The organism is Rhodococcus sp. NPDC078407 (assembly GCF_044542515.1).
Lineage (GTDB): Bacteria > Actinomycetota > Actinomycetes > Mycobacteriales > Mycobacteriaceae > Rhodococcoides.
Genome location: NZ_JBITUQ010000021.1, coordinates 37,340 through 61,803 on the forward strand (window position 1 = coordinate 37,340; position 24,464 = coordinate 61,803).

The 24,464-nt window shown below is 64.2% G+C and carries 19 protein-coding genes and 1 pseudogene; 13 read left to right on the forward strand and 7 right to left on the reverse strand.

Going from position 1 to position 24,464, the window contains the following annotated elements; genetic code table 11:
* Positions 1 to 142 precede the first annotated feature (142 nt).
* The 3 genes and pseudogenes from ACIGGF_RS19250 (at position 143) to ACIGGF_RS19260 (ending at position 3,713) form a co-directional block, all read left to right on the forward strand.
* A complete protein-coding gene (locus tag ACIGGF_RS19250) occupies positions 143 to 1,489 on the forward strand; it encodes an enolase C-terminal domain-like protein (protein ID WP_397522760.1) in 1,347 nt (448 codons plus the stop codon).
* Positions 1,489 to 2,441: pseudogene (locus ACIGGF_RS19255) on the forward strand (2-hydroxyacid dehydrogenase). The gene ACIGGF_RS19250 and the pseudogene ACIGGF_RS19255 overlap by 1 nt, the downstream one beginning before the upstream one ends.
* A gap of 72 nt (positions 2,442 to 2,513) precedes the next feature.
* Complete coding sequence (locus ACIGGF_RS19260; RefSeq protein WP_397522761.1) at positions 2,514 to 3,713, forward strand: mandelate racemase/muconate lactonizing enzyme family protein; 1,200 nt, start codon at positions 2,514 to 2,516, stop codon at positions 3,711 to 3,713.
* Positions 3,714 to 3,729: 16 nt separating this feature from the next.
* Here ACIGGF_RS19260 and ACIGGF_RS19265 read toward each other — a convergent pair whose 3' ends face one another.
* On the reverse strand, positions 3,730 to 4,998 hold the full coding sequence (locus ACIGGF_RS19265; RefSeq protein ID WP_397522762.1) for an EAL domain-containing protein: 1,269 nt from the start codon (positions 4,996 to 4,998) through the stop codon (positions 3,730 to 3,732).
* A gap of 286 nt (positions 4,999 to 5,284) precedes the next feature.
* Here ACIGGF_RS19265 and ACIGGF_RS19270 point away from each other — a divergent pair, with 286 nt between their 5' ends.
* Both ACIGGF_RS19270 and ACIGGF_RS19275 read left to right on the forward strand, forming a co-directional pair.
* Positions 5,285 to 6,598 carry a TrkH family potassium uptake protein gene (locus tag ACIGGF_RS19270; RefSeq protein WP_397522813.1) on the forward strand — a complete coding sequence of 438 codons (1,314 nt, stop codon included), beginning with the start codon at positions 5,285 to 5,287 and terminating at the stop codon, positions 6,596 to 6,598.
* The gene (locus ACIGGF_RS19275) at positions 6,591 to 7,256 is read left to right on the forward strand and encodes a potassium channel family protein (protein WP_397522763.1); all 666 of its coding nucleotides are present in this window, start codon (positions 6,591 to 6,593) and stop codon (positions 7,254 to 7,256) included. Before ACIGGF_RS19270 ends, ACIGGF_RS19275 begins: the two co-directional genes overlap by 8 nt.
* Here the strand turns inward: ACIGGF_RS19275 and ACIGGF_RS19280 are convergent.
* Together ACIGGF_RS19280 and ACIGGF_RS19285 are read right to left on the reverse strand one after the other, a co-directional pair.
* Entirely contained in the window at positions 7,240 to 8,715 is a 1,476-nt protein-coding gene (locus tag ACIGGF_RS19280; RefSeq protein WP_397522764.1) for a mannitol dehydrogenase family protein, read from the reverse strand. The genes ACIGGF_RS19275 and ACIGGF_RS19280 overlap by 17 nt on opposite strands.
* Positions 8,712 to 9,734, reverse strand: a complete 1,023-nt coding sequence (locus tag ACIGGF_RS19285) for an NAD(P)-dependent alcohol dehydrogenase (protein ID WP_397522814.1) — start codon at positions 9,732 to 9,734, stop codon at positions 8,712 to 8,714. The genes ACIGGF_RS19280 and ACIGGF_RS19285 overlap by 4 nt, the downstream gene beginning before the upstream one ends.
* A 116-nt stretch (positions 9,735 to 9,850) precedes the next feature.
* Between ACIGGF_RS19285 and ACIGGF_RS19290 the strand changes: the two genes are divergently transcribed.
* From ACIGGF_RS19290 to ACIGGF_RS19310, 5 genes are read left to right on the forward strand one after another with little or no spacing between them, the layout of a single operon-like run.
* Positions 9,851 to 10,870 (forward strand): sugar-binding transcriptional regulator, encoded by a 1,020-nt coding sequence (locus ACIGGF_RS19290; protein WP_397522765.1) that lies wholly within the window; start codon positions 9,851 to 9,853, stop codon positions 10,868 to 10,870.
* Positions 10,867 to 12,219, forward strand: coding sequence for an ABC transporter substrate-binding protein (locus ACIGGF_RS19295; protein WP_397522766.1), 1,353 nt, complete (start codon positions 10,867 to 10,869; stop codon positions 12,217 to 12,219). Before ACIGGF_RS19290 ends, ACIGGF_RS19295 begins: the two co-directional genes overlap by 4 nt.
* Entirely contained in the window at positions 12,216 to 13,166 is a 951-nt protein-coding gene (locus ACIGGF_RS19300) for a carbohydrate ABC transporter permease (RefSeq protein ID WP_397522767.1), read from the forward strand. Before ACIGGF_RS19295 ends, ACIGGF_RS19300 begins: the two co-directional genes overlap by 4 nt.
* Complete coding sequence (locus tag ACIGGF_RS19305; protein WP_397522768.1) at positions 13,166 to 14,050, forward strand: carbohydrate ABC transporter permease; 885 nt, start codon at positions 13,166 to 13,168, stop codon at positions 14,048 to 14,050. The genes ACIGGF_RS19300 and ACIGGF_RS19305 overlap by 1 nt, the downstream gene beginning before the upstream one ends.
* 11 nt (positions 14,051 to 14,061) lie before the next feature.
* A complete protein-coding gene (locus ACIGGF_RS19310) occupies positions 14,062 to 15,183 on the forward strand; it encodes an ABC transporter ATP-binding protein (protein ID WP_397522769.1) in 1,122 nt (373 codons plus the stop codon).
* On the opposite strand, the gene ACIGGF_RS19315 is transcribed toward ACIGGF_RS19310, so the two are convergent.
* On the reverse strand, positions 15,180 to 15,653 hold the full coding sequence (locus tag ACIGGF_RS19315; protein ID WP_397522770.1) for a DUF3995 domain-containing protein: 474 nt from the start codon (positions 15,651 to 15,653) through the stop codon (positions 15,180 to 15,182). The two genes, ACIGGF_RS19310 and ACIGGF_RS19315, sit on opposite strands and share 4 nt — an antisense overlap.
* A gap of 104 nt (positions 15,654 to 15,757) precedes the next feature.
* Between ACIGGF_RS19315 and ACIGGF_RS19320 the strand changes: the two genes are divergently transcribed.
* Entirely contained in the window at positions 15,758 to 17,446 is a 1,689-nt protein-coding gene (locus tag ACIGGF_RS19320; RefSeq protein WP_397522771.1) for an AMP-binding protein, read from the forward strand.
* A gap of 170 nt (positions 17,447 to 17,616) precedes the next feature.
* Here the strand turns inward: ACIGGF_RS19320 and ACIGGF_RS19325 are convergent, their stop codons facing one another.
* The 3 genes from ACIGGF_RS19325 to ACIGGF_RS19335 all read right to left on the reverse strand — a co-directional run bounded on the left by ACIGGF_RS19325 (position 17,617) and on the right by ACIGGF_RS19335 (position 20,750).
* On the reverse strand, positions 17,617 to 18,402 hold the full coding sequence (locus ACIGGF_RS19325) for an alpha/beta fold hydrolase (protein ID WP_397522772.1): 786 nt from the start codon (positions 18,400 to 18,402) through the stop codon (positions 17,617 to 17,619).
* 64 nt (positions 18,403 to 18,466) lie between these two features.
* Positions 18,467 to 20,071, reverse strand: a complete 1,605-nt coding sequence (locus ACIGGF_RS19330; protein ID WP_397522773.1) for an ABC-F family ATP-binding cassette domain-containing protein — start codon at positions 20,069 to 20,071, stop codon at positions 18,467 to 18,469.
* A gap of 133 nt (positions 20,072 to 20,204) precedes the next feature.
* Positions 20,205 to 20,750, reverse strand: coding sequence for a hypothetical protein (locus ACIGGF_RS19335; RefSeq protein ID WP_397522774.1), 546 nt, complete (start codon positions 20,748 to 20,750; stop codon positions 20,205 to 20,207).
* A gap of 89 nt (positions 20,751 to 20,839) precedes the next feature.
* Between ACIGGF_RS19335 and ACIGGF_RS19340 the strand changes: the two genes are divergently transcribed.
* Together ACIGGF_RS19340 and ACIGGF_RS19345 are read left to right on the forward strand one after the other, a co-directional pair.
* Positions 20,840 to 22,669, forward strand: a complete 1,830-nt coding sequence (locus ACIGGF_RS19340; RefSeq protein ID WP_397522775.1) for a penicillin-binding transpeptidase domain-containing protein — start codon at positions 20,840 to 20,842, stop codon at positions 22,667 to 22,669.
* 107 nt (positions 22,670 to 22,776) lie between these two features.
* Positions 22,777 to 24,438 carry an NTF2-like N-terminal transpeptidase domain-containing protein gene (locus ACIGGF_RS19345; RefSeq protein WP_397522815.1) on the forward strand — a complete coding sequence of 554 codons (1,662 nt, stop codon included), beginning with the start codon at positions 22,777 to 22,779 and terminating at the stop codon, positions 24,436 to 24,438.
* Positions 24,439 to 24,464: the final 26 nt, after the last annotated feature.

A 24,464-nucleotide genomic window follows, 5' to 3' on the forward strand; every position in this document is an offset into this window, starting at 1 on the left:
TGCCAGGCCCGATGAGTCTGTCCTGTGGTCGCCGATACCGTGACTGCATCGATTGATGCGCAGATGGTCTTGGACAGGAATCAATGGACACTCTTACGCTCGTGTGAGCCGAGTCACCGATGGCGTACGAGAAAGGCCGGACATGAACGTCCACACCAGCACACCCGTCGTCACCGAGATGCGCGTGATCCCGATCGCGGGACACGACGACATGTTGCTGAACCTCAGCGGAGCCCACGCCCCGTACTTCACCCGCAATCTGGTGGTGCTCACCGACTCGGACGGGCGCACCGGCGTGGGCGAAGTGCCGGGTGGAGAGGCGATTCGCCAGACCCTCGAGGACGCTCGTTCGCTGGTCGAGGGCCAGGGGATCGGCCGCTACAACGCAGTGCTGGCCGAGATGCGTCGCGCGTTCGCCGATCGTGACTCCGGCGGCCGCGGCGCACAGACCTTCGATCTGCGTGTCGCTATCCACGCAGTGACCGCGGTGGAATCGGCCTTGCTCGACCTGTTGGGCCAACACCTCGGCGTCAGCGTCGCAGCACTGTTGGGAGACGGCCAGCAGCGTGAGAAGGTCCAAGCGTTGGGCTATCTGTTCTTCGTGGCCGATCGGAACAAGACCGACCTCGCCTACCGCGGTGCAGGCGACGAGGCGGACGGTGCCGACGACTGGATGCGCATCAGGCACGAGAAGGCCATGGATCCCGAGTCGATCGTGCGCCTCGCCGAGGCTGCGCAGGCGCGCTACGGATTCCAGGACTTCAAACTGAAGGGCGGTGCGCTGCCCGCCGCCGAGGAGGCCGCCGCGGTGCGCGCACTGGCCGAGCGATTCCCGGAGGCTCGAATCACGTTGGATCCCAACGGTGGTTGGCTACTGAAGGATGCGGTCGAGGCCTGTCGTGGACTACGCGACGTGTTGGCCTACGCCGAAGACCCCGTCGGGCCGGAGGGCGGCTTCTCCGGACGTGAAGTGATGACGGAGTTCAAGCGCGCCACCGGGTTGCAGACCGCCACCAACATGATCGCCACCGACTGGCGGGAGATGGGCCACACCGTCCGGTCCGGTGCCGTGGACATCCCACTCGCCGATCCGCATTTCTGGACTATGGCCGGTTCGGTCCGCGTTGCTCAACTGTGCGATGCGTGGGGTATGACGTGGGGTTCGCACTCCAACAACCACTTCGACGTCTCACTGGCCATGTTCACCCATGTTGCGGCGGCCGCGCCCGGGACGATCACCGCCATCGACACGCACTGGATCTGGCAGGACGGGCAGCGAGTGACCAAGGAGCCGTTCACGATCGAGGACGGCTATCTCACGGTGCCCGACAAGCCGGGCCTGGGCGTCGAACTCGACTTCGAGCAGATCGATGCGGCGCACGAGCTGTACCAGAAGGAAGGTCTCGGCTCCCGCGACGACGCCATCGGTATGCAGTACCTGATCGAAGGATGGACGTTCGACAGCAAACGGCCGGCCCTGGTGCGCTGATGAAGATCGTCGTCGGCGATCGAAACATGCTGCCGCACCGCGAGCAGTTCGAGGCGAACCTACCCGCCGAAACAGAAGTGATCTGGTGCGTCCCGTTCGACGAACGTCGGATCATCGAAGAACATCGCGACGCGGACGTGTACGTCGGCGGCAAGTTCAGTGCAGCAATGGGTGCTGCAGCGCCGACACTGCGCATGGTGCACGTTGCCGGTGCCGGAACGGACAACGTCGATCGTTCTGGATTGGGCCCCGACGTGCAGGTGTGCAACACCTTTCACCACGAGCAGTCGATCGCCGAGTACGTCGTCGCGGCAACGGTGTTGCTGCGCCGCAAGTTCCTGCAGCAGGATCGTGCACTTCGTGCGGGGGTGTTCGCCACTGCCGTCTACGACCCGAGCATCGCGCAACCGCTGTCGCTGAGCGGAGCCCGCATCGGCTTCGTCGGGTTCGGGCACATCGGCAAGCGAACCTGGCAGCTGTTTCGGGCGTACGGAGCAACCGGTGCTGCGGTCACCGGGAGCGGTCGGGCTTCGGGTGATGGGCTCGAGTGGGTCTCCGATGCAAGGGATTTGCGAAAGCTTGCCGAGTTCGCGGATGTACTGGTGGTATCCGCGCCGCTGAACGAGCACACCCGCGGCATGATCGGTGCCGAAGAGCTGGGCAGGCTCGGCGGTGACGGGGTACTCGTCAATGTCGGTCGTGGTCCTCTCGTACAGGAACAGGCACTGTTCGACGCGTTGTCGCGTAACGAGATTGCCGCAGCCGCCATCGATGTCTGGTACAGCTACCCGGGCCCGGACGGGGTGGGCGAACCCAGTTCCTTGCCGTTCCGCGATCTCGACAACGTGCTGATGACTCCCACTCGTCGGGCGTCACGCATCACACGTTCGTGGGCCGGGTCGCCGATATCGCGTCGAACATCGATGCACTGGCGGCATCGATTCGCCGGTAAATGGTGTTGGACTGGCATTGTTCGTCGAAATAGGCTGCGAATCAACGTAATCGACGATTTCAGGAGTTGTAGATGACCATCGGAACAGGCAAACCGACCAGCGGCCTCACTGCACCGAATGCGGCGATCGTGGCACTCGCCCCGGGGGCCGCGAGCATCGACCGTATCGCCGAGGTGACGCTGTCCTCGATCGTGCTACCGCTGCAGAATCCGATCAGCGACGCCAAGGTGCTCACCGGCCGGCAGAAGGCAATGACCGAGGTGGTGTTCCTGTTCGCCGAGATACGTACCGAACAGGGCCATGAGGGAATCGGTTTCGGATACTCCAAACGTGCGGGCGGGCCGGCCCAGTTTGCGCATGCCCAGGAAGTTGCTCCGGTTCTCATCGGCGAGGACCCGAACGATATCGGCAAGATCTGGACCAAGCTGGTGTGGGCCGGAGCCTCGGTCGGCCGCAGCGGCGTTGCCACGCAATCGATTGCCTTAATCGACATCGCACTGTGGGATCTCAAAGCCAAGCGGGCCGGTTTGCCACTGGCCAAGCTGATCGGCTCGGCGCGTGATTCGGTGCAGACGTACAACACGTCCGGCGGATTTCTGCACACGCCGATCGAAGAGGTCATCGAGAACGCTGCGATGTCGCTGTCAAACGGCATCGGGGGCATCAAAATCAAGGTGGGGCAGCCGGATTGGCGCACCGACATCGACCGCGTCACCGCGGTCCGAGAATTCCTCGGTGACGATGTCCCGCTGATGGTGGACGCCAATCAGCAATGGGACCGCCCGACTGCGCAGCGCATGGGTCGGATACTGGAGCAATTCGATCTCGTCTGGATCGAAGAGCCCCTCGACGCCTACGATGCCGAGGGGCACGCACAGCTCGCTCGCAGCCTCGACACCTCCATCGCGACTGGAGAGATGCTGGCCAGCGTCGGCGAGCACGTGCGGCTCATCGAGGCCGGATCGGTGGACATCCTGCAGCCCGACGCGCCTCGCATCGGCGGGATCACGCAATTCCTGAAACTGGCGACGTTGGCCGAGCACCACGATCTGCAGCTGGCTCCGCACTTCGCCATGGAGATTCACCTGCACCTTGCAGCGGTGTATCCCCTGCAGACGTGGGTGGAGCACTTCGACTGGTTGGACCCGCTGTTCGACGAGCACCTCGAGACCCGGGACGGACGCATGCACCTGTCCGCGCGCCCGGGTCTCGGCTTCACGCTGAGCGAGCAGGGTCGTGCCTGGACGGTGGCGAAGGTTGTGGTGCGCTAGCCGATACCAGCCGCGGTCACACGGGAATGATGCGGCGCATGAGCGATCTGGCTGCGGCGACGACGAGCTGCCGATTGTGCGTGTGCACGAACTCGAATCGACGGTCCGCGTCCGCGCAGTCCGTATCGCCCAGATCGCGGGCGATGAGCGCCGAGAAGTAGTGCTGACCTACCGCGGTGATCGTCCACTCTCGGGTGAACTCCTCCGTGGGGTCGAGATCTGCTCCGCGCACACCCGGGGCAGGTTCCCCTCCCAAACCGACGCCCACGGCCGCGACGAATGCGTGCTTGGTGGCCAGCCGCGCGTATTGCTCAGCGACGGGCGGGCTGAACCATCGCGTGTGCTGGAAGGTGGACATGAGGGCCAGCGAATCGTTGGTATCGCGGGCGTGGTCCTCGATTTGACGGGAAATGGCGCGGATGAAGGCTTTGGTACCGATCGACGGCGCCACGAGCTCGAACAGATCCGATGGCAGGTTCGGGACCAGACCGGAGTTCGCAACGGGCTCGCTCAGAATCGACAGTGCACCCGGTGCGGTCCGCACCGACTCGGGCAAAGGACCGGGCCTTCCGAACAGCCATCCCTGGCCCAGTGCCGCCCCGAGCGAGTGAGCGCGGGCGAGGTGTTCGTCGTTCTCGATGCCCTCTGCCAGAACAGTTGCCCCGGTCGCCTCGGAATGCGCTCGTACCGCGGCGATCACACGCGCCTGCGCGCGATTCGGATCTTGCTGGACCAACGAACGGTCGAGCTTGATGATGTCCGGTGCGACGAACTCGAGCATGGTGACCGTGTCCGGATGCACGCTGATGTCGTCGAGAGCAATGCGGCATCCTGCCCGCCGGCCGTCGGCAACCACGGCCAACAACACAGCGGGATCGGCCAGCAGAGACCTCTCTGTCAACTCGAGCACCACGGAAAATCGGCCTTCGGCTGCTGCGAACGCACGTTTGGCGGCGTCGGTCGGTCCGGTCGCGGTGTGGGGTTCTACGTTGACGAACAAGCAGAGTTCTTGCGACATCCCTGCAGCGAGCGCTGCGTCGACCGCACCGGTGCGGCACGCCCAATCGAGATCGTCCACCACGCCCAGATCTGCCGCCGTCGAGAACACGGAATCCAGGTCCAGTAAGGGCCACTCGGGCCAGCGCGCCAGAGCCTCGTATCCGAGGACTGTTCCGGAGCCGAGTTCGATCACGGGTTGGAACACCGGGCGGATGGCGTGCACATCGGCGAGGGCAGAGGAAATCGCCTCGTGCGAGGAACGCTCACGCACAGCGTCGTCCGGCATGAAGGTGTCCTTTTTCGCGATCGAACAATGAGTTTCGGATCGTTTCCGACGTTACCCGCCTGGTCGCCGTTCGACCCGACGACGTGCAGATCACCACCGGGTGGGCTCGTGCCGTGAGCAGTGGCGCGGTTGGGTGCCCCTGGCGGCACCTAGGAGTGGAGCTTGCGGAACGACCCGCGGGCTTCGCCACACAGTGCGCGTAACGCACAGTAGGGTCTCCCGAGTGACGGACGCTCGCCAAACATCGCGATGGTCTGCAATCTTTCGACCGACGCCGGTTCGGGTGATGGCGGCAGGTTTCGCGCTGGCCATCGTGCTGGGTGCAGGCGTGCTGATGATTCCGGGCTCCACCCAGACCGGGAACGAGCCGGGATTTCTGCAGGCGTTGTTCACGTCCACGTCGGCGGTCAGTCTGACGGGTTTGATCGTCGTCGACACCCCGGTGTACTGGTCGGGTTTCGGGCAGGGCGTGATTCTCGGACTGATTCAGATCGGCGGCTTCGGGATCATGACGATCGCGTCGTTGGTCGGTCTGGTTCTGGCCGATCGAATCGGCCTGCGTGGCCGACTCAATGCGGCCGCGGAGGTCCGCACCTCGGGTCTGGGCGACGTGAAGAGCGTCGTCGTCGGTGTGTTCAGGACCAGCCTCGTCATCGAAGGCTCTGTCGCGATCGCGCTGTCTGCGCGCTTCTTCTTCGGCTACGACGAGCCCCTCGGGCGTGCACTGTGGCTGGGGATCTTCCATGCTGTCTCGGCGTTCAACAATGCCGGCTTCGCCCTGTTCAGCGACAACATGATCGGGTTCGCCACCGACCCGTGGATCTGTGTTCCGTTGTTGATCGCAGTGGTGCTGGGCGGAATCGGGTTTCCGGTTCTCTTCGAGGTCGCCCGACGGGTTCGCTCACGTGCGCGGGGCCGTCGGTCTTCTCCTCGGTGGTCGCTGCACACTCGAATGACCCTGACGGTCACCGGCGTTCTCCTCATCCTCGGACCGACCGTGGTGATGTTGTTCGAGTGGTCCAGAACGCTGGGCGGATTCGGCTTCTGGGACAAGATGCTCGTGGCCACCTTCGCAGGCGTCATGCCGCGCACCGCAGGTTTCAACAGCGTCGACTACGCCGATGTCGACAATGCGACCTTGTTGGTCACCGACGTTCTGATGTTCATCGGCGGCGGCAGCGGCGGCACGGCGGGTGGCATCAAGGTGACCACGTTCGCACTCCTGTTGTTCGTCATCCTGGCGGAGATCCGCGGTGACCGTGAGGTGACGGTGTTCGACCGTCGGATCGACGCGCGAGTTCAGCGGCAGGCGCTGACCGTGGCACTGATCGGCGTCGCGTTGGTCATGCTCCCGGTCGTTGCGTTGCTGGCGGGCACGGACTTCGACCTCGACGTCTTGCTGTTCGAGGTCGTGTCGGCATTCGCCACCGTGGGTCTGTCCACGGGAATCACCGCACAGTTGCCCGGCTGGGGTCAGGTGATTCTGATCGTCCTGATGTACCTGGGTCGCATCGGTTCCATCACTCTGGTCAGCGCCCTTGCTGCCCGCGACCGCGGTCGGCGCTACACGCTTCCTACGGAAAGGCCGTTCATTGGCTAAGAAACCGTCCTCCGAAGTCGTCGTCGTCCTCGGTCTCGGCCGCTTCGGTAAGTCGCTGGCCCTGGAGTTGATGGGGCAGGGTGTCGAGGTTCTCGGTATCGACACCGACGAGGCTGTGGTGCAACGTGTCTCGGACAGACTGACGCACGCCGCGGTTGCCGACACCACCGACGAGGAGTCGTTGCGTCAATTGTCGGTGCACGAGTACGACCGCGCCGTCGTGGGCATCGGATCGGATCTGGAGGCGAGTCTGTTGACCGCGTCCGCGCTGATCAACCTGTCGGTGTCCAACATCTGGGCCAAGGCGATCAGCAACGCGCACGCCAAGATTCTCACCCAGATCGGCGTGCATCATGTGGTGCGGCCCGAGCACGACATGGGCAAGCGCGTCGCCCACCTCGTGCGTGGCCGAATGATGGACTACATCGAATTCGACGACGGTTTCGCCATGATCAAGACCTCGCCTCCTTCCTCGATCATCGGGAAGAGGCTGGGCGACAGTCAGATCCGAACCAAACACCGCGTCACCGTCGTCGCAGTCAAGCGTCAGGGTGAAGGATTCACCTACGCCACCGCGGACACGGTCATCGGCGCAGGCGATACCGTCATCGTCTCCGGTCAGGTGCGAGACGCCGAACGCTTCAGTGAGTCGACCTGAGCGCTTCCACCGTCGCTCGTGCTCCGTGTTCCTGCAGAGATGCCAGTTGCTTCGTGTATTCGGTGACGAAGCGCTCGTTGTCGACAAGATCCCCGAACACTGCGCGGTTCTCGATGAACGCCGTAGGGTTCTCGCGCTGACTACGTGCGATGGGCACCAGTGAATCCTTCAACTGGTCGACGATCTCGATGGGCTCACCGGATTCGTCGACGGCCTCGGCGTAGCGAGCCCAACTGGCCACCACGGCGGTGGAGCGCGTGATCTCGCCGCCGCTCTCGAGATTCTTGCGGATGACAGGCAAGAGCCACTTGGGAATCCGGTCCGAGGACTCGGCACACAGACGAGCGACGGTGTCGCGAATCTCGGGGTTGGAGAACCGCTCGATCAGGGTGCGCTTGTAGTCGGTCAGATCGATGCCGGGCACCGGCTGCAGCGTCGGCGTCGCCTCCTCGTCCATGTAGGCCAGAAGGAAGTCTGCGAACAATGAATCCTGGCACACCTCGTGGACGAGGCGATAGCCACTGAGGTAGCCGAAGTACGCGAGCGCCTGATGGCTGGCGTTGAGCAACCGCAGCTTCATCAGCTCGTAGGGCGTGACGTCCTCGACCACCTGCACGCCCACATCCTCCAGGGGCGGACGACCGAGAGTGAAGTTGTCCTCGAGCACCCACTGCGTGAACGGCTCACCTGCGACGGGCCACTGATCGTCGATGGCGTATCGCAGCGAAAGCTGTTCGGTCACTTCCGGTGTCGTGACCGGAGTGATGCGATCGACCATCGAGTTGGGGAACGCGCCTTTCGCTTCGATCCAGTCGGCCAACGCCGGATCCTTCAGGCGCGCGAACGTCGTGAACGTCGACTGCGCCATGTGACCGTTGCCCTCGATGTTGTCACAGGACATGATGGTGAACGGCTCGAGGCCACGTCCCCTGCGCCGGGCCAAGGCCTCGGTGACGAGTCCGAATGTGGTTGCCGGAACGGCACCGTCGGCCAGATCGGCCACGATGGCCGGATTGTTCGCGTCGAACTCGCCCGTCGTCGCCGAGAAATTGTAGCCACCCTCGGTGATGGTGAGCGAGACGATCTTCGTCGTATCGGCCGCCATCTTCTCGATCACTGCCTCGGCATCGTCCGGCGCGAACAGATATTCGACGATGGAGCCGATGACGCGGGTGTCCCAGGTGCCGTCGGAATGCTTGAGCGCCAACGTGTACAGGCAGTCCTGTGCCTGCATGACATCGTTCATTCGACGGTCGCCGGGCAGTACTCCGACGCCGCAGATTCCCCAATCCAGTGCTTGCCCCTGCTGCAGCAGACGGTCGATGTACATCGCCTGGTGCGCTCGGTGGAAGCCGCCGACGCCGAAATGCACGATGCCCACCGTCACCTCGGACCGGTCGTACGTCGGAACTCCGACGTCCTCGATGAAGTCGGCGAGGTTGTGCGAGTTCAACTTCATGCGTTCGTCTCCTTCGGAAGTCCCGGAATCACTACGGCTTTGATGCTTCCGGGCTGTTTGTCGGCGTTCAGTGCATCCTCGACGCCATCGAGTCCGAACCGCGACGTCACCATCGCGTCGAGATCCACCATGCCCGACGCCACCAGTTCGCGTGCGATCGGCCACGTGTTGGCGTAGCGAAAGACGCCGGTGACCACCAACTCTCGGTTCTGGATCAGCGAGATCGGCAGGGGGTAGTCCGATCCGCCCATGCCGACGAGGACGACCGTGCCGGCGGGCCGGACCGCGTGGATGCCGTCGAACACCGCGCGCGCTGCGCCGGAGGCGTCGATGAAGGCGTCGACCGTCAGGGCACGCACGTCCTCGGTCGCGGGGTCCAGCACCCGGGTGGCGCCGAATTTCTCGGCGTTGGCGCGGCGGGAAGCGTCGAGGTCGGTGACGATCACCTCGGTGGCACCGAAGGCGCGTGCGACCTGCGCGGTGACGATACCGACGGGACCCGCACCCGCGATGAGCACACTCGAACCGGCCGAGATCTGTGCCTTCTGCACCGATGCGATGCCCACCGACAGGGGCTCGAACAGCGCCGCGGCTTCGTCGGAGATGGTGTCGGGAACCTCGTGTGCGAACGTCGATTGGATCAACACGTACTCCGCAAGCGCGCCGTCGATGGGCGGTGTCGCGAAGAACTCCATGGACGGGCACAGGTTGTAGCGGCCCGCACGTGACTGCGCGCTGGTGGGATCGGGCCGCTGCGGTTCGATGGAGACGCGCTGCCCGACGCGGGTGTCGGACACCCCGGAGCCCACGGCCACGATGACGCCCGCCGCCTCGTGCCCGAGTACGAGGGGCCCCTCGACGACGTATTCGCCGATGCGACCCTCGCGGTAGTAGTGCGCGTCGGAACCGCATACTCCGACCGCGGTGACCTCGACGAGTACTTCGTCGTGGGCCGGTGTGGGCACCGGCCGATCTTCCATTCGTATCTCCTGCACACCGGTGAGCACGCTGGCCTGCATGGACTGTGGCACGGGTCGTTGACTGCGAGGGGGTGTTGTGTAGATCACACCTTAATGTTAGCTTAGTGAGCAGATGAACACGAGTTGAGCATTTGCTCACTGGATGGGGAGGCGTCATGGACGGATCGGAGCCCGGCGGGGCAAAGCCCGCGCGGTCGGGCGAAGATCTGCGCCTGGCCCTGCGCGCCGCCACCATGTACCACCTCGAAGGCGCGACTCAGGCCGAGATCGCCGTCAAGCTCGGCGTCTCGCGTCCCACTGCCGGGCGGTTGGTGGCGCGGGCCCGCACCCAGGGTTTGGTGACGATCGAGATCAATGTCCCCGACGATCTGCAGGGCACGGTGCACGCAGACATCGAGCGAGCGCTCGAAGCGCAGTACGGACTCACCGAGGTGCTGGTGGTCTCGGACGTCATCGACGGTACGGACTCCGGTTACGGATCCCTCGGCCGCGCTGCAGCGACATTGCTCTCGCGTCGATTGAAGGATCAGGACGTTCTCGGTTTCACCTGGGGTCCCGAAACAGTCGCGGTCGCCAGTTCGCTCAAGACCAGGTCCACCAAATGTGCTGCGGTGGTGCAACTCGACGGTTCCATCACCTCGGCCGACTACCAAACCGGTGTCGAGTACACGCTCGGGCGGTGCGCTGCGTATCTGCAAGCGACGCCCATCCGGCTCAACGCGCCGCTGTACGCCGATCAGGCGACTGTCGTTGCGCTGGAGCAGGATTCCGTGATCTCTCGCGCCCTCAGAGCCGGGACCGATGCCGATGTGATGATGTACGGCATCGGTCCCGTTTCCACGTCCACCACCTTGTTCGAGGGCAGCTTCATCGACCTCGAGGTGCTCGACGAACTGCGCCGCCTCGGCGCGGTGGGTGAGATCGGCGGCCGGTTCTACGACGCCGACGGCAAGGACACCGGCGGGTCGCTCCCCGGCCGAACCGTGTCGGTGGGGCTCGACGCCATCCGGGCGTGCGATCGGGCCGTGCTCGTCACCGGCGGAAAACGAAAACACGAAGCGCTGCTCGGTGCACTACGCGGTGGTCTGGCGTCGATCTTGGTCACCGACATCGAAAGTGCGCGTTGGCTCGTGGATCGATCCACTTCAGCGTCGAATGGAAAGGTATCCCAGTGAAAGTTCTACCGAAAGCGGTTGCCGCGGCTTCGCTCGCGACAACCTTGGTGCTCTCCGGATGCGCCGGTGCCGGCTCGTTCGGTGGTGACGGTGACGGCACCACGATCACCGTTGCGATCGTCTCGAATTCGCAGATGTCCGATGCGATCTCGCTTGCGCCCGCGTTCGAGGCGGAGAACCCGGGCATCAACCTAAAGTTCGTGTCGCTGTCGGAGAACGAGGCCCGGGCGAAGATCACCGCCTCGGTCGCGACCGGCGGCGGCGAGTTCGACGTGGTGATGATCAGCAACTTCGAGACCCCGCAGTGGGCCGAGAACGGCTGGCTGACCAATCTTTCCGAGTACGCGGACGCCACACCCGGGTACGACCAGGATGACTTCATCCCGACGCTGAAGGAATCACTCTCGTACGAGGGCAGCATGTACTCGGTGCCGTTCTACGGTGAATCCTCGTTCCTGATGTACCGCAAGGATCTGATGGAGGCCGCCGGCATCACGATGCCGGAGGAGCCGACGTGGCAGCAGGTGGCCGACGCCGCCGCGACGCTCGACAGCCCGGGACTTTCCGGAATCTGTTTGCGCGGCAAGCCCGGTTGGGGAGAGGTGCTCGCGCCGCTCAACACGGTCATCAACGCATTCGGCGGCCGCTGGTACGACGAGAACTGGAACGCTCAGCTCAGCAGTCCCGAGGTACGCGAAGCCGTGCAGTTCTACGTCGACACCGTGCGTGAACACGGCCAGGCCGGCGCGGCCACCAGTGGTTTCAGCGAGTGCGGAACGCAACTCTCGCAGGGCAATACGGCCATGTGGTACGACGCCACATCGGCCGTCTCGGTGCTCGAGGATCCGTCGTCCTCGAACGTCGTCGGCAAGATCGGTTACGCCAAAGCGCCGTCGGCCGCCAAGGGCGACAACGGGTGGCTGTACTCCTGGGCCCTCGGTATCCCGAAGACGTCCGAGAATCCGGACGACGCCTGGAAGTTCGTCTCGTGGATGACCAGCAAGGAGTACCTGAACAAGGTCGGCAACGAACTCGGTTGGGAGCGTGTGCCTCCCGGAAGCCGTCTCTCGACCTACGAGATCCCCGAGTACGCGGAGGCGTCGGCAGCCTACGGTCAGCTGACCCTCGACTCCATCGACAGTGCCGACCCGAACGACCCCACCGTGGAGCCGGTTCCGTACACCGGAGTCCAGTTTCTGACCATTCCGGAGTTCCAGGACCTCGGTACCCGGGTCAGCCAACAGATCAGTGCCGCGATCGCCGGACAGATCAGCGTCGACGAGGCGCTCGACCAAGCGCAGCAATACGCCGAAGTGGTCGGCAAGACGTACCAGGAGGACCAGGGATGACCACCACCGAAGAACGGACGGCTCCGGCCGAACCGGAGAAGTTCGTACCGAGACCGAGAACGATCTCCAAGGCCGAGGGGTGGCGTCGACGCGGACCGCTGCTGCCGGCGCTGGTGTTCGCCATCATCGTCACCCAGATCCCGTTCCTGTTCACTCTGTACTACTCGACGCAGTCCTGGAACCTCGTGCGTCCGGGCTCGCGTGAGTTCAACGGCCTGAACAACTACATCGACGTGTTCCGGGACAGCCAGTTCCGCGAGGTCGCGATGAACACCGTGATCATGATCGTCGGAACCGTCGTCATCTCGGTGGTCCTGGGTCTGGCTCTCGCGTTGTTGCTCGATCGAAAGTTCATCGGACGCAGCCTGATTCGCACGCTGCTGATCACCCCGTTCCTCGTCACCCCGGTGGCCGGCGCGCTGATCTGGAAGACGACGATGTTCGATCCCGTCTTCGGTCTGATCAACTTCGCGCTGAGTCCGTTCGGAGTCGGTGAGATCGACTGGGTGTCGAGGTTCCCGCTGGCGGCGGTCATGACGAACCTGGTGTGGCAGTGGACGCCGTTCATGATGTTGCTGATCCTCGCCGGGCTGCAGTCCATGCCCAAGGACATCGCCGAGGCGGCGCGAGTCGACGGGGCTGGCCCGTTCAAGCTCTTCCGTGAGCTGACGTTGCCGCACCTGCGCCGATTCATCGAACTGGGCACGATTCTCGGTGCCATCTACCTCGTCAACACGTTCGATGCCGTTTACATGATGACCTCGGGCGGACCGGGAGTGGCGTCGGCCAACCTGCCGTTCTACATCTACCAACGTGCCTTCCTCGGCTTCGACATCGGTCAGGCCGCGGCCATGGGCGTCGTCACCGTGGTGGCAACCATCATCCTCAGCACCCTGGCGCTGAGACTGATCTTCAAGAGCTTCAGCGCAAACGAGGAGGCGGCGTGATGAGTACGGCAACCACGAGCAAGAAGAAGGCCGTCACGCAGACCTCCGACGGCCAGCAGATTCGCAAGAAGAGCAGGCGGGGACCGGGCACGATCTGGTCGTTCGTCGCCTGGGTGGCCGGCATCGCTTTCTTCTTCCCGGTGCTCTGGATGGTGATCACCGGCTTCAAGCAGGAGGCCGACGCCTACTCCAACCCGCCGAAGCTGATCTTCACCCCCACGCTCGATCAGTACCGGGGCGTCCTCGAAAGTGGCATCGGCACCACGCTGCTGAACTCGGCGTTCGCGACGGTGGTCTCGACCATTTTCGTTCTGCTGCTGGGTGTTCCGGCGGCTTTCGCGCTGTCGTTGCGGCCGGTGAAGAAGACGCAGGACGTGTTGTTCTTCTTCATCTCCACCAAGATGTTGCCCGTCGTGGCCGTCATCGTTCCGCTGTACGTCATCGTCGGCGACATCGGCATGCTCGACAACATCTGGGCCCTGGTGGTTCTGTACACCGCGATGAATCTTCCGATCGCCGTGTGGATGATGCGCTCGTTCTTCATGGAGGTGCCGTCCGAACTGCTCGAAGCCGCCAGCATGGACGGAGCATCGCTGTGGACGTCGGTGCGCGAGGTGATCCTGCCGCTCGTGTCCCCGGGCATCGCGGCGACGTCACTGATCTGTGTGATCTTCTCGTGGAACGAGTTCTTCTTCGCCGTCAACCTCACTGCCGTTCAGGCCCAGACGATTCCGGTGTACCTCGTCGGATTCATCACCGGCCAGGGCCTGTACTGGGCCCAGCTCTCCGCCGCTGCGACGTTCGCAGCACTCCCCGTCGTCCTTGCCGGATGGTTCGCGCAGAACAAGCTCGTGCGCGGCCTGTCCTTCGGCGCCATCAAATAGGAGATTCTCTCATGGCTGCAATCACGTACAAGAAGGCATCCTGCGTCTACGAAGGTGCCGACTCGCTCGCCGTCGATTCCCTCGACCTCGACATCGAGGACGGTGAGTTCGTCGTCCTCGTCGGACCGTCCGGCTCCGGCAAGTCCACCGCCCTGCGCATGCTCGCCGGTCTCGAGGAGATCGACGGCGGCGCAATCGAAATCGGCGGCAAGAACATGGTGGGGGTTCCGTCCAAGGACCGCGACATCGCCATGGTGTTCCAGAACTACGCGCTCTACCCCAACAAGACCGTCGGGGAGAACATGGGCTTCGCACTCAAGATGCGTGGTGTCTCCCTCGAAGAGCGGACGAAGAAGGTGGCCGAGGCCGCGAAGGTTCTCGACCTCACCGAATACCTGGACCGCAAGCCCGGCAAGCTTTCGGGCGGTCAGCGTCAGCGAGTTGCCATGGGCCGCGCCATCGTTCGTGAGCCGCAGGTGTTCTGCATGGACGAACCGCTGTCCAACCTCGACGCGAAGCTGCGGGTGCAGACCCGTACGCAGATCGCAGCGTTGCAGCGTCGGCTCGGCACCACGACGGTCTACGTTACCCACGACCAGGTCGAGGCCATGACGATGGGCGATCGCGTCGCCGTGCTGCGCGGCGGCAAACTGCAGCAGTTCGCCTCTCCGACAGACCTGTACGACAATCCCGTCAACGCATTCGTCGCCGGATTCATCGGTTCCCCGGCCATGAATCTGATGACGGTTCCCATCGGGTCCGGCGGAGTGCAGATCGGCTCGTTCCTTCTTCCGCTGGAGCGTGACGAGCTGACCAAGCTCGCGAGCCTGGGCCTCGACAACGTCACTGTCGGGCTACGTCCGGAGCAGCTCGGCATCGTGCCGGGCGGCGGTGAAGGCTTCGAGGGCAGTGGTTTTGCAGGGAAGGTCGATCTCATCGAGGAACTCGGCAGCGAGTCCTACCTCTACGCGCACCTCGACGATCCGAAGGTCAAGGGACTCGACGGGGGACCGGTGTCGCTGGTTGCGCGGTCGGCCGTGCGTGCCCCGGCGAGAATCGGCGAGAGCATCGGCCTGACGCGTCTCGAGGGTTCGATCCATCTGTTCCACCCGGAAACGGGGGAGCGTATCTAGCGCTGACCGTAGGGGCTGCGACGGGCGAGGATCAGGGCAGTCAGGAGCGCGGCACCCCAGAGTAGGAAGATGCCGTCGAAGAACAGGTGCCCGTACTTGACGCTTCGGTTCTCGTCCGAGGCGATCAAGCCGATCACCGCTCCGATGAACGACGCTCCGCCCCACAGAATCAGCAGCATCGAGCCGGGCCAGGATATGCCGAGCACCAACTTCGGCAACCGGGTCCGGTTCTGTGCTGCCAGGCGCGGTCGGTTCATGTAGGCCAGAGCGGGAAGGATTGCCGCACCGAGTTTGACGAGCGCGAGCGCCAGCAGGGCAGTTCGGGCCGTCTGCGGGTCGCGCTCGACCCACTCCGTGGCGAAGGATCCGACGGTGTTCAGCATCCATCGGCCGCCCACCGCCCAGTAGCCGGAGAATCCTGCGTGGACGATTCCCAGTGCACATGCGATGGCGAAGTATCTGATGGCCACGCTGATCGAGGCTAGCCGATGTGGCACCCCCGTTCAGGGGTAGCGATGGTTTGTTCATCTCCCCTACGGTGTCGGTGATGGGCATCACAGGCGTAGGAGGAAGCATGGCCGACTCGGCATACACGGCGTTCAGGAACGCTCGAGATCTTCTGCTCGACGTCTACGGCGACTACGACCGTGCCGTAGCAACTTTCGAGTGGCCGTCGTTCGGCGAGACGTTCAACTGGGCTGTCGACTGGTTCGACGCGATCGCCCGGGGCAACGACGGCACTGCGCTGTGGATTGTCGAGGAGGACGGTAGCGAGGCCAAGTACAGCTTCGACGACATCGCGCGCCGCTCCGACCAGGTGGCCCGGTGGCTCGAGCAGCAGGGAATCGGCCGTGGGGACTCGGTGATTCTGATGCTCGGTAATCAGGTGGAACTGTGGGAGTCGATGCTGGCGGTGATGAAACTCGGCGCGGTGTTGATGCCGACGACCACCGCCATCGGATCGGCAGACCTCACCGACCGCGTGGTACGCGGCAACGCTCGCGCAGTGATCGTGAACCCCTCGGACACCGGCAAATTCGACGACGTGCCCGGGGACTACCTGCGGATCGCCACGTCGTCCTGTGATGGTTGGGTCGACTATGCCGAGGCGCGATCTGTCGAGGCCCGGCCGTTCGAGTCCGTCACTGCCCCTGATGACCGGTTGTTGATGTACTTCACCTCGGGGACGACCAGCAAGCCCAAGCTCGTCGAACACACGCAGATCTCCTATCCCGTCGGCCATCTGAGCACCATGTACTTCCTCGGGCTGCGTCCGGGCGACGTGCATTTGAACATCAGCTCGCCCGGTTGGGCCAAGCATGCGTGGAGTTGCTTCTTCGCGCCCTGGATTGCCGAAGCGACCATCTTCATCTACAACTACGGCAAATTCGACGCGAAAGCGCTGCTCGAGCAGATCCGCCGGGCCGAGGTGACGACATTCTGTGCGCCACCGACGGTGTGGCGCATGCTGATTCAAGCCGATCTGGCCGGCGGCGGTGGGTCGCTGCGTGAAGCGATCGGTGCCGGCGAGCCGCTCAATCCCGAGGTGATCTCCACGGTCCAGCGGGAATGGGGACTGAACATCCGCGACGGATTCGGGCAGACGGAAACCACTGCGCTGGTAGCCAATACGCCCGGGGCGGTACTGAAGTCCGGCTCCATGGGTAGGTCACTGCCGGGCGTGCCGGTCGTGATCGTCGACCCCACCACCGGTGCACTCGCCGACGAAGGCGAGATCTGCCTCGACCTGGCCCAGAATCCGTTCAACCTGATGACCGGCTATCTCGGTGACCCCGAACGCAATGCTGCTGTCATGGCCGACGGTTATTACCACACCGGCGACGTCGCATCGCGGGACTCCGAGGGCTACATCACCTACGTCGGCCGCACCGACGACGTGTTCAAGGCCTCCGATTACAAGATCTCCCCGTTCGAGCTCGAAAGCGTACTCATCGAACATCCCGCAGTGGCGGAAGCCGCCGTCGTGCCCGCCCCGGACGAGACGCGGCTGGCCGTCCCCAAGGCATACGTGGCATTGGCTGCAGGCTGGGAACCCAACGAGGACACGGCGTTCGAGATTCTGAAGTACGCCCGCGAGCACCTGGCACCGTTCCTGCGCGTTCGACGTATCGAGTTCTTCGAGCTACCGAAAACGATCTCCGGCAAGATCCGCCGAGTGGAATTGCGCGCCCGCGAGGACGCTGCCGTCGGGCCGTTGGAGGGGGAGTGGCGGGACGACCAGTTCCCGGCGCTGAAGAGGTGAGGTGGGTGTCCACTATTCGGTGGGGGAGGCTGAATCCCGTTGCTGAGGGTGAATTGTGGACACTGAGCTCAGTTGTGGGGCGGGTTCGGTTGGCATAGGTGGGGTGGGTGTCCACTATTCGGTGGGGGAGGCGGAATTCCGTTGCTGAGGGTGAATTGTGGACACTGAGCTCAGTTGTCCCAGAACCGTTCGAGGTGTGCGAGTACCTCTTCGGAGGCGGCCATCGTCGTCGCATGGTCGAATCCGCGAATGATGTGCAATTCGGAGTCGGGCACAAGAGCTGCGGCAGTTCGGGTGTCGCCCAGCCGGATTCGGTCTTCGCTGCCGACGTAGAACAGCGATGGCTGAGTGAAGTGCTGCAACACCTCGTCGGGTAGGCCGGAATCGGCGTCGGATGCCCGAATGTAGGCCGCCATGGCCTGGGCGTCGTTGGCGGAGAACACCGCTCGAGTCCCGGAGTCGATCGGAAACATACGGTGACTGCTCCACGCCTCGAGGAACCCCTCCATGCCACTCTGCTCCAACACGTCCGCGCACCCGGGGAAGAAGAGCCGATCGAACGCGCCTGCCTGAGCGCCGTGACTACCGCCGCCGACAGCCAGTGATCGCACACGGTCGGGGGTGGCGGCGGTCAACGCCAAACCGGCCCGGGCCCCGAACGAGTAACCGAGATAGTCCACAGCGGACACGCCCACCGCGTCCAGCACCGCCGTCAGATCGCCGACGATGTTGGTCATCGCGTATGCGTCGGGAGTATGCGGCTTGTCGCTGCGGCCGTGCCCGCGACTGTCGATCAGAATGAGCTGTCGACTTCCGCGCAACGCCTTCACGTATCCGAACGTCCGCCAGATCGTGTGCGTCAGAAAACTGCCGTGCACCATCAACAGCGGCGGTCCCGATCCCACCACTGTGTATGCAATCTGCGTTCCATCGCTTGCATTCGAGGCGTACTCCACCTTCCGATTCTGACCCTGGGAGTCCACTCAACGTGACATCGACCCCCGAAAAGGCCACCAAATGTCACATTGACTCCCGAGGGGTGGCCGGTCGTCCACCGAATTCTTCGACGGGTGCGTCCAGTTCTATGGTGCGAGTGGGCCCGATCGCATCGAGGAACGGGCGATCATGGCTCGCGATGATCAACGCACCCTGGAACGTCTCGAGTGCATCGATGAGGTGTTGGCGGCTGGTGATGTCGAGGTTGTTGGTCGGCTCGTCCAACATCAGTAGTTTCGGAGCAGGCTCGGCGAGCAGGATTCGTGCCAGTGCCGCGCGGAGTCGTTCTCCACCGGAGAGGGTGCCGACGATGGCGTCGGCGTCGGATCCACGGAACAGGAAGCGGGCGAGTTGTCCGCGGATCTGTTCTGCTGTGGCGTGTGGTGCCACGTCGGCTACGTTCTCGGCGACGGTACGAGCTTCGTCGAAGACGTCGAGGCGCTGCGGCAGATACTTCCACGGCACCGCTGCCCCGGCGGCGTCCAAGGCCCGCAACAGTGTGGTCTTGCCACTGCCGTTCGGCCCGATCAGGGCGATGCGCTCGGGACCGACGACAGTTGCCTCTTCGTGGGTCAGAACCACCTGTCCAGGATGGACTTTCGTCGCCGGCAGGTCGACGCGTATCTCGCGGTCGTCGCGTAAAAGATCCTCGGCGGCCTCCAGCGATGATCGGGCGTCGTCGACGCGATCGCGTTGGGTCCCTTGCAGTTTGCCGGCCGATTCCTGAGCGGCCCGCTTACGTCGGCCTGCAAGTATCGGCGGCACGCGCTTGCGCTCCTCCATCTTCTTCCCGTATCGCACTCGGCGATCGACTTTCGTTCTGGTCTCGATCAATTCGCGTTCCTGTTTGCGAACATCGTTCTTGGCGTCGCGCACGGTGGCACGTGCAGCGTCCTGCTCGGTGTCGATGACCGACCGGTAGTGCTGGTAATTGCCGCCGAACATGCGTAACCGCGAAACCCCGTTTCGTTCGGCCCGCACCTCGGCGATGGACTCGACGCGTTCGAGCAGCTCGAGGTCGTGAGTGCAGACGATCAGCACGCCCGCGTAGCCGTCGATGGCCGTGTACAGCCGTTCTCGCGCAACCTGATCGAGGTTGTTGGTGGGCTCGTCCAGCAGCAGTACGTCAGGCTCGGCCAGTAGCTCCGCAGTGAGAGCGAGCAGCATGGCCTCGCCGCCGGACAGGGTGCCGACCGCTCGATCCAGGTCGTCGAGGGAGCCGACGATGGCACCGAGTCCGAGTTTGTCCAGTAGCGCGAGTGCTCGCTCCTCGGCGTCCCAGGAAGACCCGACGATCGCAAAATCGTCCTCGGTCGACGTCCCGGATTCGATGCGGTGCAGGGCTTCTCGGACCGAGTCGATGGCCAGTGCCGAGTCCACCGGGAGCGTGGGATCGAGTGTGACGTCCTGACGTAGATGGCCCAGCGCACCGGGAATCGAGATGGACCCTCGTTGCGGCGTCAACTCCCCGGCGAGCAATCGCAGGAGTGTCGACTTACCGGCACCGTTGGATCCGATGAGACCTGTTGTACCGCTGGGAAAAGTGGCGGACAACGCGTCGAACACGGGGTCCCCGTCGGGCCAGGAGAACGTCAGGTTCGAGACAGAATGGGAGGATGAATGAGGCATGGATGCTCCAAAGGTGTGCTTGCGGACGATCTGCAGGCGTCTAGAACCTTTGGAAGAGCAATGGCCTCTCCGATTCCGTTGGCGACAGGGCAAGGGCCACGGTAGCCCCGAACCAGGCCGGTGCGCAATCGAATTAGAGCGTCGGACCCTTCTTGCGGAGCTCGTCGACCGATTCCATAGCTCCGCGGAGCTCGTCCAGCCACTCCTGCGTGTGTTCGCCTACCAACTTCACAGCCCAGGCCAACGCGTCCGCGCGGGAGCGAGCGACGCCGGCGTCGACGAGGGTATCGAGGACGCGACGCTCGGGCTGACGCAGCCGGGTCATGACCGGAACAGCCAGGTGGGTGAACAGGACGACCTCGGAGTCGGTCCTTACTCCCCAAGCGACCTTGCGGCCGTAGCGCTTCTCGGCTTCGGCGGCAATCTGCATGCGATCGCCGCGAGTCGCCTCCCGAAAGCGAGCGATGCGGCCCTCGACGGCGGCGGGTGAAGTGTCCGGCTCGGTGGGCAGGGTGCCGACTACGACGATCTCTTCGCGGTCGACCTCGATGGACGCGTCGCCGTCGAACCAATTCTCTGGGAGCCTGCCGCCGAACCAGTCGGCTGCGTCGGCGGCGTTGGGAACGTCTGCGTGTTGCCAGCCGCCGGGGCGGCCGAACGAGCGTCCGTTGGGTTTCATGAGGTCTCCTCCGAAAGAAGTAATAGTTATTACATGATTACACCAACATACGCATTCGCGCTACCATCGGTTCGTCGGTGGCCTGAGGCATGATCGACGTCGTGCGCACATCGAGAAGATCGACGAGGTCGGCCGTCATCCTGACCGTCCTGGCGCTGGTGCTCGTTGCCTGTGGTCAGAGCGGGCCGAATCAGCCGCAGACCGTCGCCGAGCAGTTCGCGGCCGCGGTCAACAGCGCGAACATCGACCAGGCTGCGGCGTTGACCACTGATCCGGCGGGCGCAACGGCGGCGCTCACCGAGCTGTACGACGGGCTCTCGGGCGGCGGAACGGTGACGGCCACGCCTGATTTCCAGGCGGTCGACGCCGACGAGGATGCAGGCACGTTCGCCTTGGACGCCGCCTGGCGCTTCTCGACCACCACCGACGGCACCGCCGAACCGGACGGTGAACCGAAGGAGTGGAACTACACGACCTCGGGGACTGCGTCCGAGACCCAGCAGGGGTGGAAGATCGCCTGGGACCCGGCCATGTTGGTACCCGGGGTCACTGCGGATTCGTCCGTACGATTCACCCCGACCGACGCACTCGTCGCACCGCGCATCTTCGACGGCAACGGCGTCGAGCTGATGTCGCAACAGGTGGTCACCCTTGTCAACGTCGACGCGACGGCCGATGCCGTGGCGGTCGCAAACCTCGTCGGATCCGTCGTTCCGGGCATTACAGCAGAGTCGGTCACTGCGACTGTTGCTGCTGCGCAGGGCAGTTCGGCGACGATTGTCACCCTCCGGCAGGCCGATATCGATCCCATCGGTGCCCAGCTCGCGACCGTCCCCGGAGTCACTCTCGCGCCCCAGACGCGGCTGCTCGCCACCGATCGGAATCTCGTCTCACCGGTGCTCAGCGATTTCACGACGCTGTGGGAGCAGGAGCAGGCGGCCAATCGCGGATGGGCCGTTCAGGCCGTCGCAGCCGATGGTGCCGTCACGCAGCTCGCCGGACGCGATGCGGGGACAGGTGACGATATCGCCACCACTCTGGACTCGGCTCTGCAGTTGAAGGCCGAGAATGCCTTGGCGTCGATACCGCAGCAGGCCGCCATCGTCGCGCTTCGTCCCTCGACGGGCGAGGTTCTCGCCGTAGCGCAGAACGCTGCCGCCGATGCCGAGGGTCCGATTGCGCTGACCGGGCTGTACCCGCCCGGGTCCACCTTCAAGACGATCACCACCTCGGCTGCGCTGCAATCCGGTGCCGTCACTCCCGACACGGTTCTGCCGTGCCCGGCGACGGAGAACATCGAGGGCAGGCAGATACCGAACGACGACAATTTCGAGCTCGGCGATGTGCCACTGCGTACTGCCTTCGCGAAATCGTGCAACACCACGATGGGCCGGCTCGGCGTTGCTCTACCGCCGAACGGACTGACCGACGCGGCAGCACAGTACGGCCTCGGCGTCGACTACGTCACCGCCGGCTTGACGACCGTCACCGGTTCGGTGCCGTCGGCCGACACTCCGGCGCAACGCGTCGAATCCGCTATCGGCCAAGGGCAGGTGACCGCGTCACCGTTCGGAATGGCGCTGGTGGCGTCGTCGATCGCCAACAACGGCCTGCTGCCGCCGACTGTCGTTCAGGGAGAGCCGGGCGTTGCCAACATGCAGCCGGCAGCGGTGAACCCGCAGGTCACCGAGCAGCTCGAGTCCATGATGCGCGAGACCATCACCGGTGGCACGGCTACGGCGCTGGGCGACATTCCCGGCTTGCTCGGTAAGACCGGCACCGCCGAATTCGGGCCGAACAACGAGGGGGCGCACGGCTGGTTCGTCGGCATCTCGGGTGATCTTGCGTTCGCGGTCTTCGTGAACGACGCGGGTAGTTCGTCCCCTGCCATCGAGGCTGCGGGTCGTTTTCTGAGGTAGCAAACTGCGGTACACCGACCACGGCGTATCCCAATCGTGACCGGCTCGTATGAATCCCGTGCTTGTTACTCGTGTGACTACAGTGAATATTGTGACTCATGAGTTCTATGAGTCGTGTTCGTCGGGGTCCGCGCAAGGTTCGCGGTCGCTACCTCGTCGCCGTCGCAGCATCGGCGACACTGACGGTCTCGGCAGTGTTCTGGATGGTCGATCGCCCACCGAGCGAGGCCGAGGTGCTGGTCTCGAAATTCGTCGACGCCCTGGACAACCGTGATGTCGCGGCCGCAGCCGCGTTGACGACCTACCCGAATGCCGCGACGGCCGCGTTGAATCAGATGTTCGACGGGCTGTCGGCCGGCGGCACGTCGACCGGTGATTTCGACCTGACTCAATACATGGACCTCTCCGAGGAGAGCGGCTTCTTCACTCTCGCGTCCGCGTGGAACTTCGGCGAGGGCAAGGATTGGAAGTACAACGCCCAGGGCTCGACCAAGAAGCTCAGCGTCGGCTGGCGCATCGCGTGGGATCCGGCCACCCTCGTGCCCGATATGACCTCGGGCGGCTCGGTTCGCTACACCCGCACCGACGCTGCGCCGCCGCTGATCTTCGACGCCGCGAACAACGTGCTCATGAGTGAGCGGACCATCAATGCCATTTCGCTCGACCCGGCGCAGATGAGTGATCCGGTTGCGTCCACTACTCAGCTCGCCGACGTCATCGATGTCGTCGCGCCGCTCATCACCTCCGAATCGATGCTCACCGAACTGAATTCGGCCGGCGGCGCGCCGATCACCGCAGTGACTCTGCGCGACGACGACTTCGCTGTCCTCGAGGACGACCTGCGCGCCGTGCCGGGAGTGGTTGTTTCCCCGGAGCCCAAGCTCATCGTCGACGATCGTCGAATCACATCCCCGGTGCTCGATTCGCTGCGTTCCGCTTGGCAGGCCGGGCGTGACGCGACCGCAGGTTGGGCCGTCGACACTTACACGATCGACGGAACGGGTGAACGACGCGTCGGCTTCCAGGGACCCGGCGGCCCGGACCTGCACGCGACACTCGACCCTCGCGTTCAGTTGGCCGCCGAGAATGCCGTTGTGATGGCGGGGACGTCGGCGTCGATTGTCGCGCTGTCCACCTCGACCGGTGCGATTCTGGCTGCCGCACAGAACAGTTACGCGAACGAGCAGGGCGACGTCGTGTTCGCGGGCTCCTACCCGGCCGGCACCGCCTCCGAGTTGGTGACAGCAGTGCAGTCCGATCGCGGTGACGACAGCGCCGAGGATGCGGCTGCGCGGCTGGGTCTCGGGATCAGCTACTCCATGCCCGGGCTCGATGCCTACACCGGAGCTCCCGCCGACAGTCGCAGCGCGATCGACGGCATCAGGACCGTGTCCACGAACTCCGGAAGCGAGGCGACGGTGACGCCGTTCGGGCTCGCGCAAATGGCGGCCGCGATCTCCCGCGGCAGCGCTCCGGTTCCGACGATCGTCGCCGGTCAGACTGCCGTTGCGAATCGGGAGTCCCAGGCCATTGGGTCGGATGCGGCAAACCGGTTGCGCGGCATACTCGCCGACTCGTCGAGCAGCAGTGGTCTCGATACGTTCGACGGTGTGCAGGGATTCGCCGGGGAGAGTGGCGACGATCGCTTCGTGCTCGCCACCAGTGGTGACGTCGCGTTCGCGGTGTACATCGAGGACGCGGACGGCGGAGATCAGGCAGTGCGCATGACGAGCCGGTTGTTGCAGGAGATGGCGAACCCCGTCGAATAAGCATGATCGTTAGGCACGGTAGTTTT

Bases quoted from the DNA above. Each gene is read 5' to 3' on its own strand.
- ACIGGF_RS19265 (WP_397522762.1), bottom strand. From the start codon at position 4,998: ATGCCGGACGACGCTGTGCGTGAGCGTTCCTCGCACGAGGCGATTTCC.
- ACIGGF_RS19290 (WP_397522765.1), top strand. From the start codon at position 9,851: ATGGACGGATCGGAGCCCGGCGGGGCAAAGCCCGCGCGGTCGGGCGAA.
- ACIGGF_RS19320 (WP_397522771.1), top strand. From the start codon at position 15,758: ATGGCCGACTCGGCATACACGGCGTTCAGGAACGCTCGAGATCTTCTG.
- ACIGGF_RS19260 (WP_397522761.1), top strand. From the start codon at position 2,514: ATGACCATCGGAACAGGCAAACCGACCAGCGGCCTCACTGCACCGAAT.
- ACIGGF_RS19335 (WP_397522774.1), bottom strand. From the start codon at position 20,750: ATGAAACCCAACGGACGCTCGTTCGGCCGCCCCGGCGGCTGGCAACAC.
- ACIGGF_RS19270 (WP_397522813.1), top strand. From the start codon at position 5,285: ATGGCGGCAGGTTTCGCGCTGGCCATCGTGCTGGGTGCAGGCGTGCTG.
- ACIGGF_RS19345 (WP_397522815.1), top strand. From the start codon at position 22,777: ATGAGTCGTGTTCGTCGGGGTCCGCGCAAGGTTCGCGGTCGCTACCTC.
- ACIGGF_RS19330 (WP_397522773.1), bottom strand. From the start codon at position 20,071: ATGCCTCATTCATCCTCCCATTCTGTCTCGAACCTGACGTTCTCCTGG.
- ACIGGF_RS19300 (WP_397522767.1), top strand. From the start codon at position 12,216: ATGACCACCACCGAAGAACGGACGGCTCCGGCCGAACCGGAGAAGTTC.
- ACIGGF_RS19305 (WP_397522768.1), top strand. From the start codon at position 13,166: ATGAGTACGGCAACCACGAGCAAGAAGAAGGCCGTCACGCAGACCTCC.
- ACIGGF_RS19340 (WP_397522775.1), top strand. From the start codon at position 20,840: ATGATCGACGTCGTGCGCACATCGAGAAGATCGACGAGGTCGGCCGTC.
- ACIGGF_RS19310 (WP_397522769.1), top strand. From the start codon at position 14,062: ATGGCTGCAATCACGTACAAGAAGGCATCCTGCGTCTACGAAGGTGCC.
- ACIGGF_RS19285 (WP_397522814.1), bottom strand. From the start codon at position 9,734: ATGCAGGCCAGCGTGCTCACCGGTGTGCAGGAGATACGAATGGAAGAT.
- ACIGGF_RS19250 (WP_397522760.1), top strand. From the start codon at position 143: ATGAACGTCCACACCAGCACACCCGTCGTCACCGAGATGCGCGTGATC.
- ACIGGF_RS19280 (WP_397522764.1), bottom strand. From the start codon at position 8,715: ATGAAGTTGAACTCGCACAACCTCGCCGACTTCATCGAGGACGTCGGA.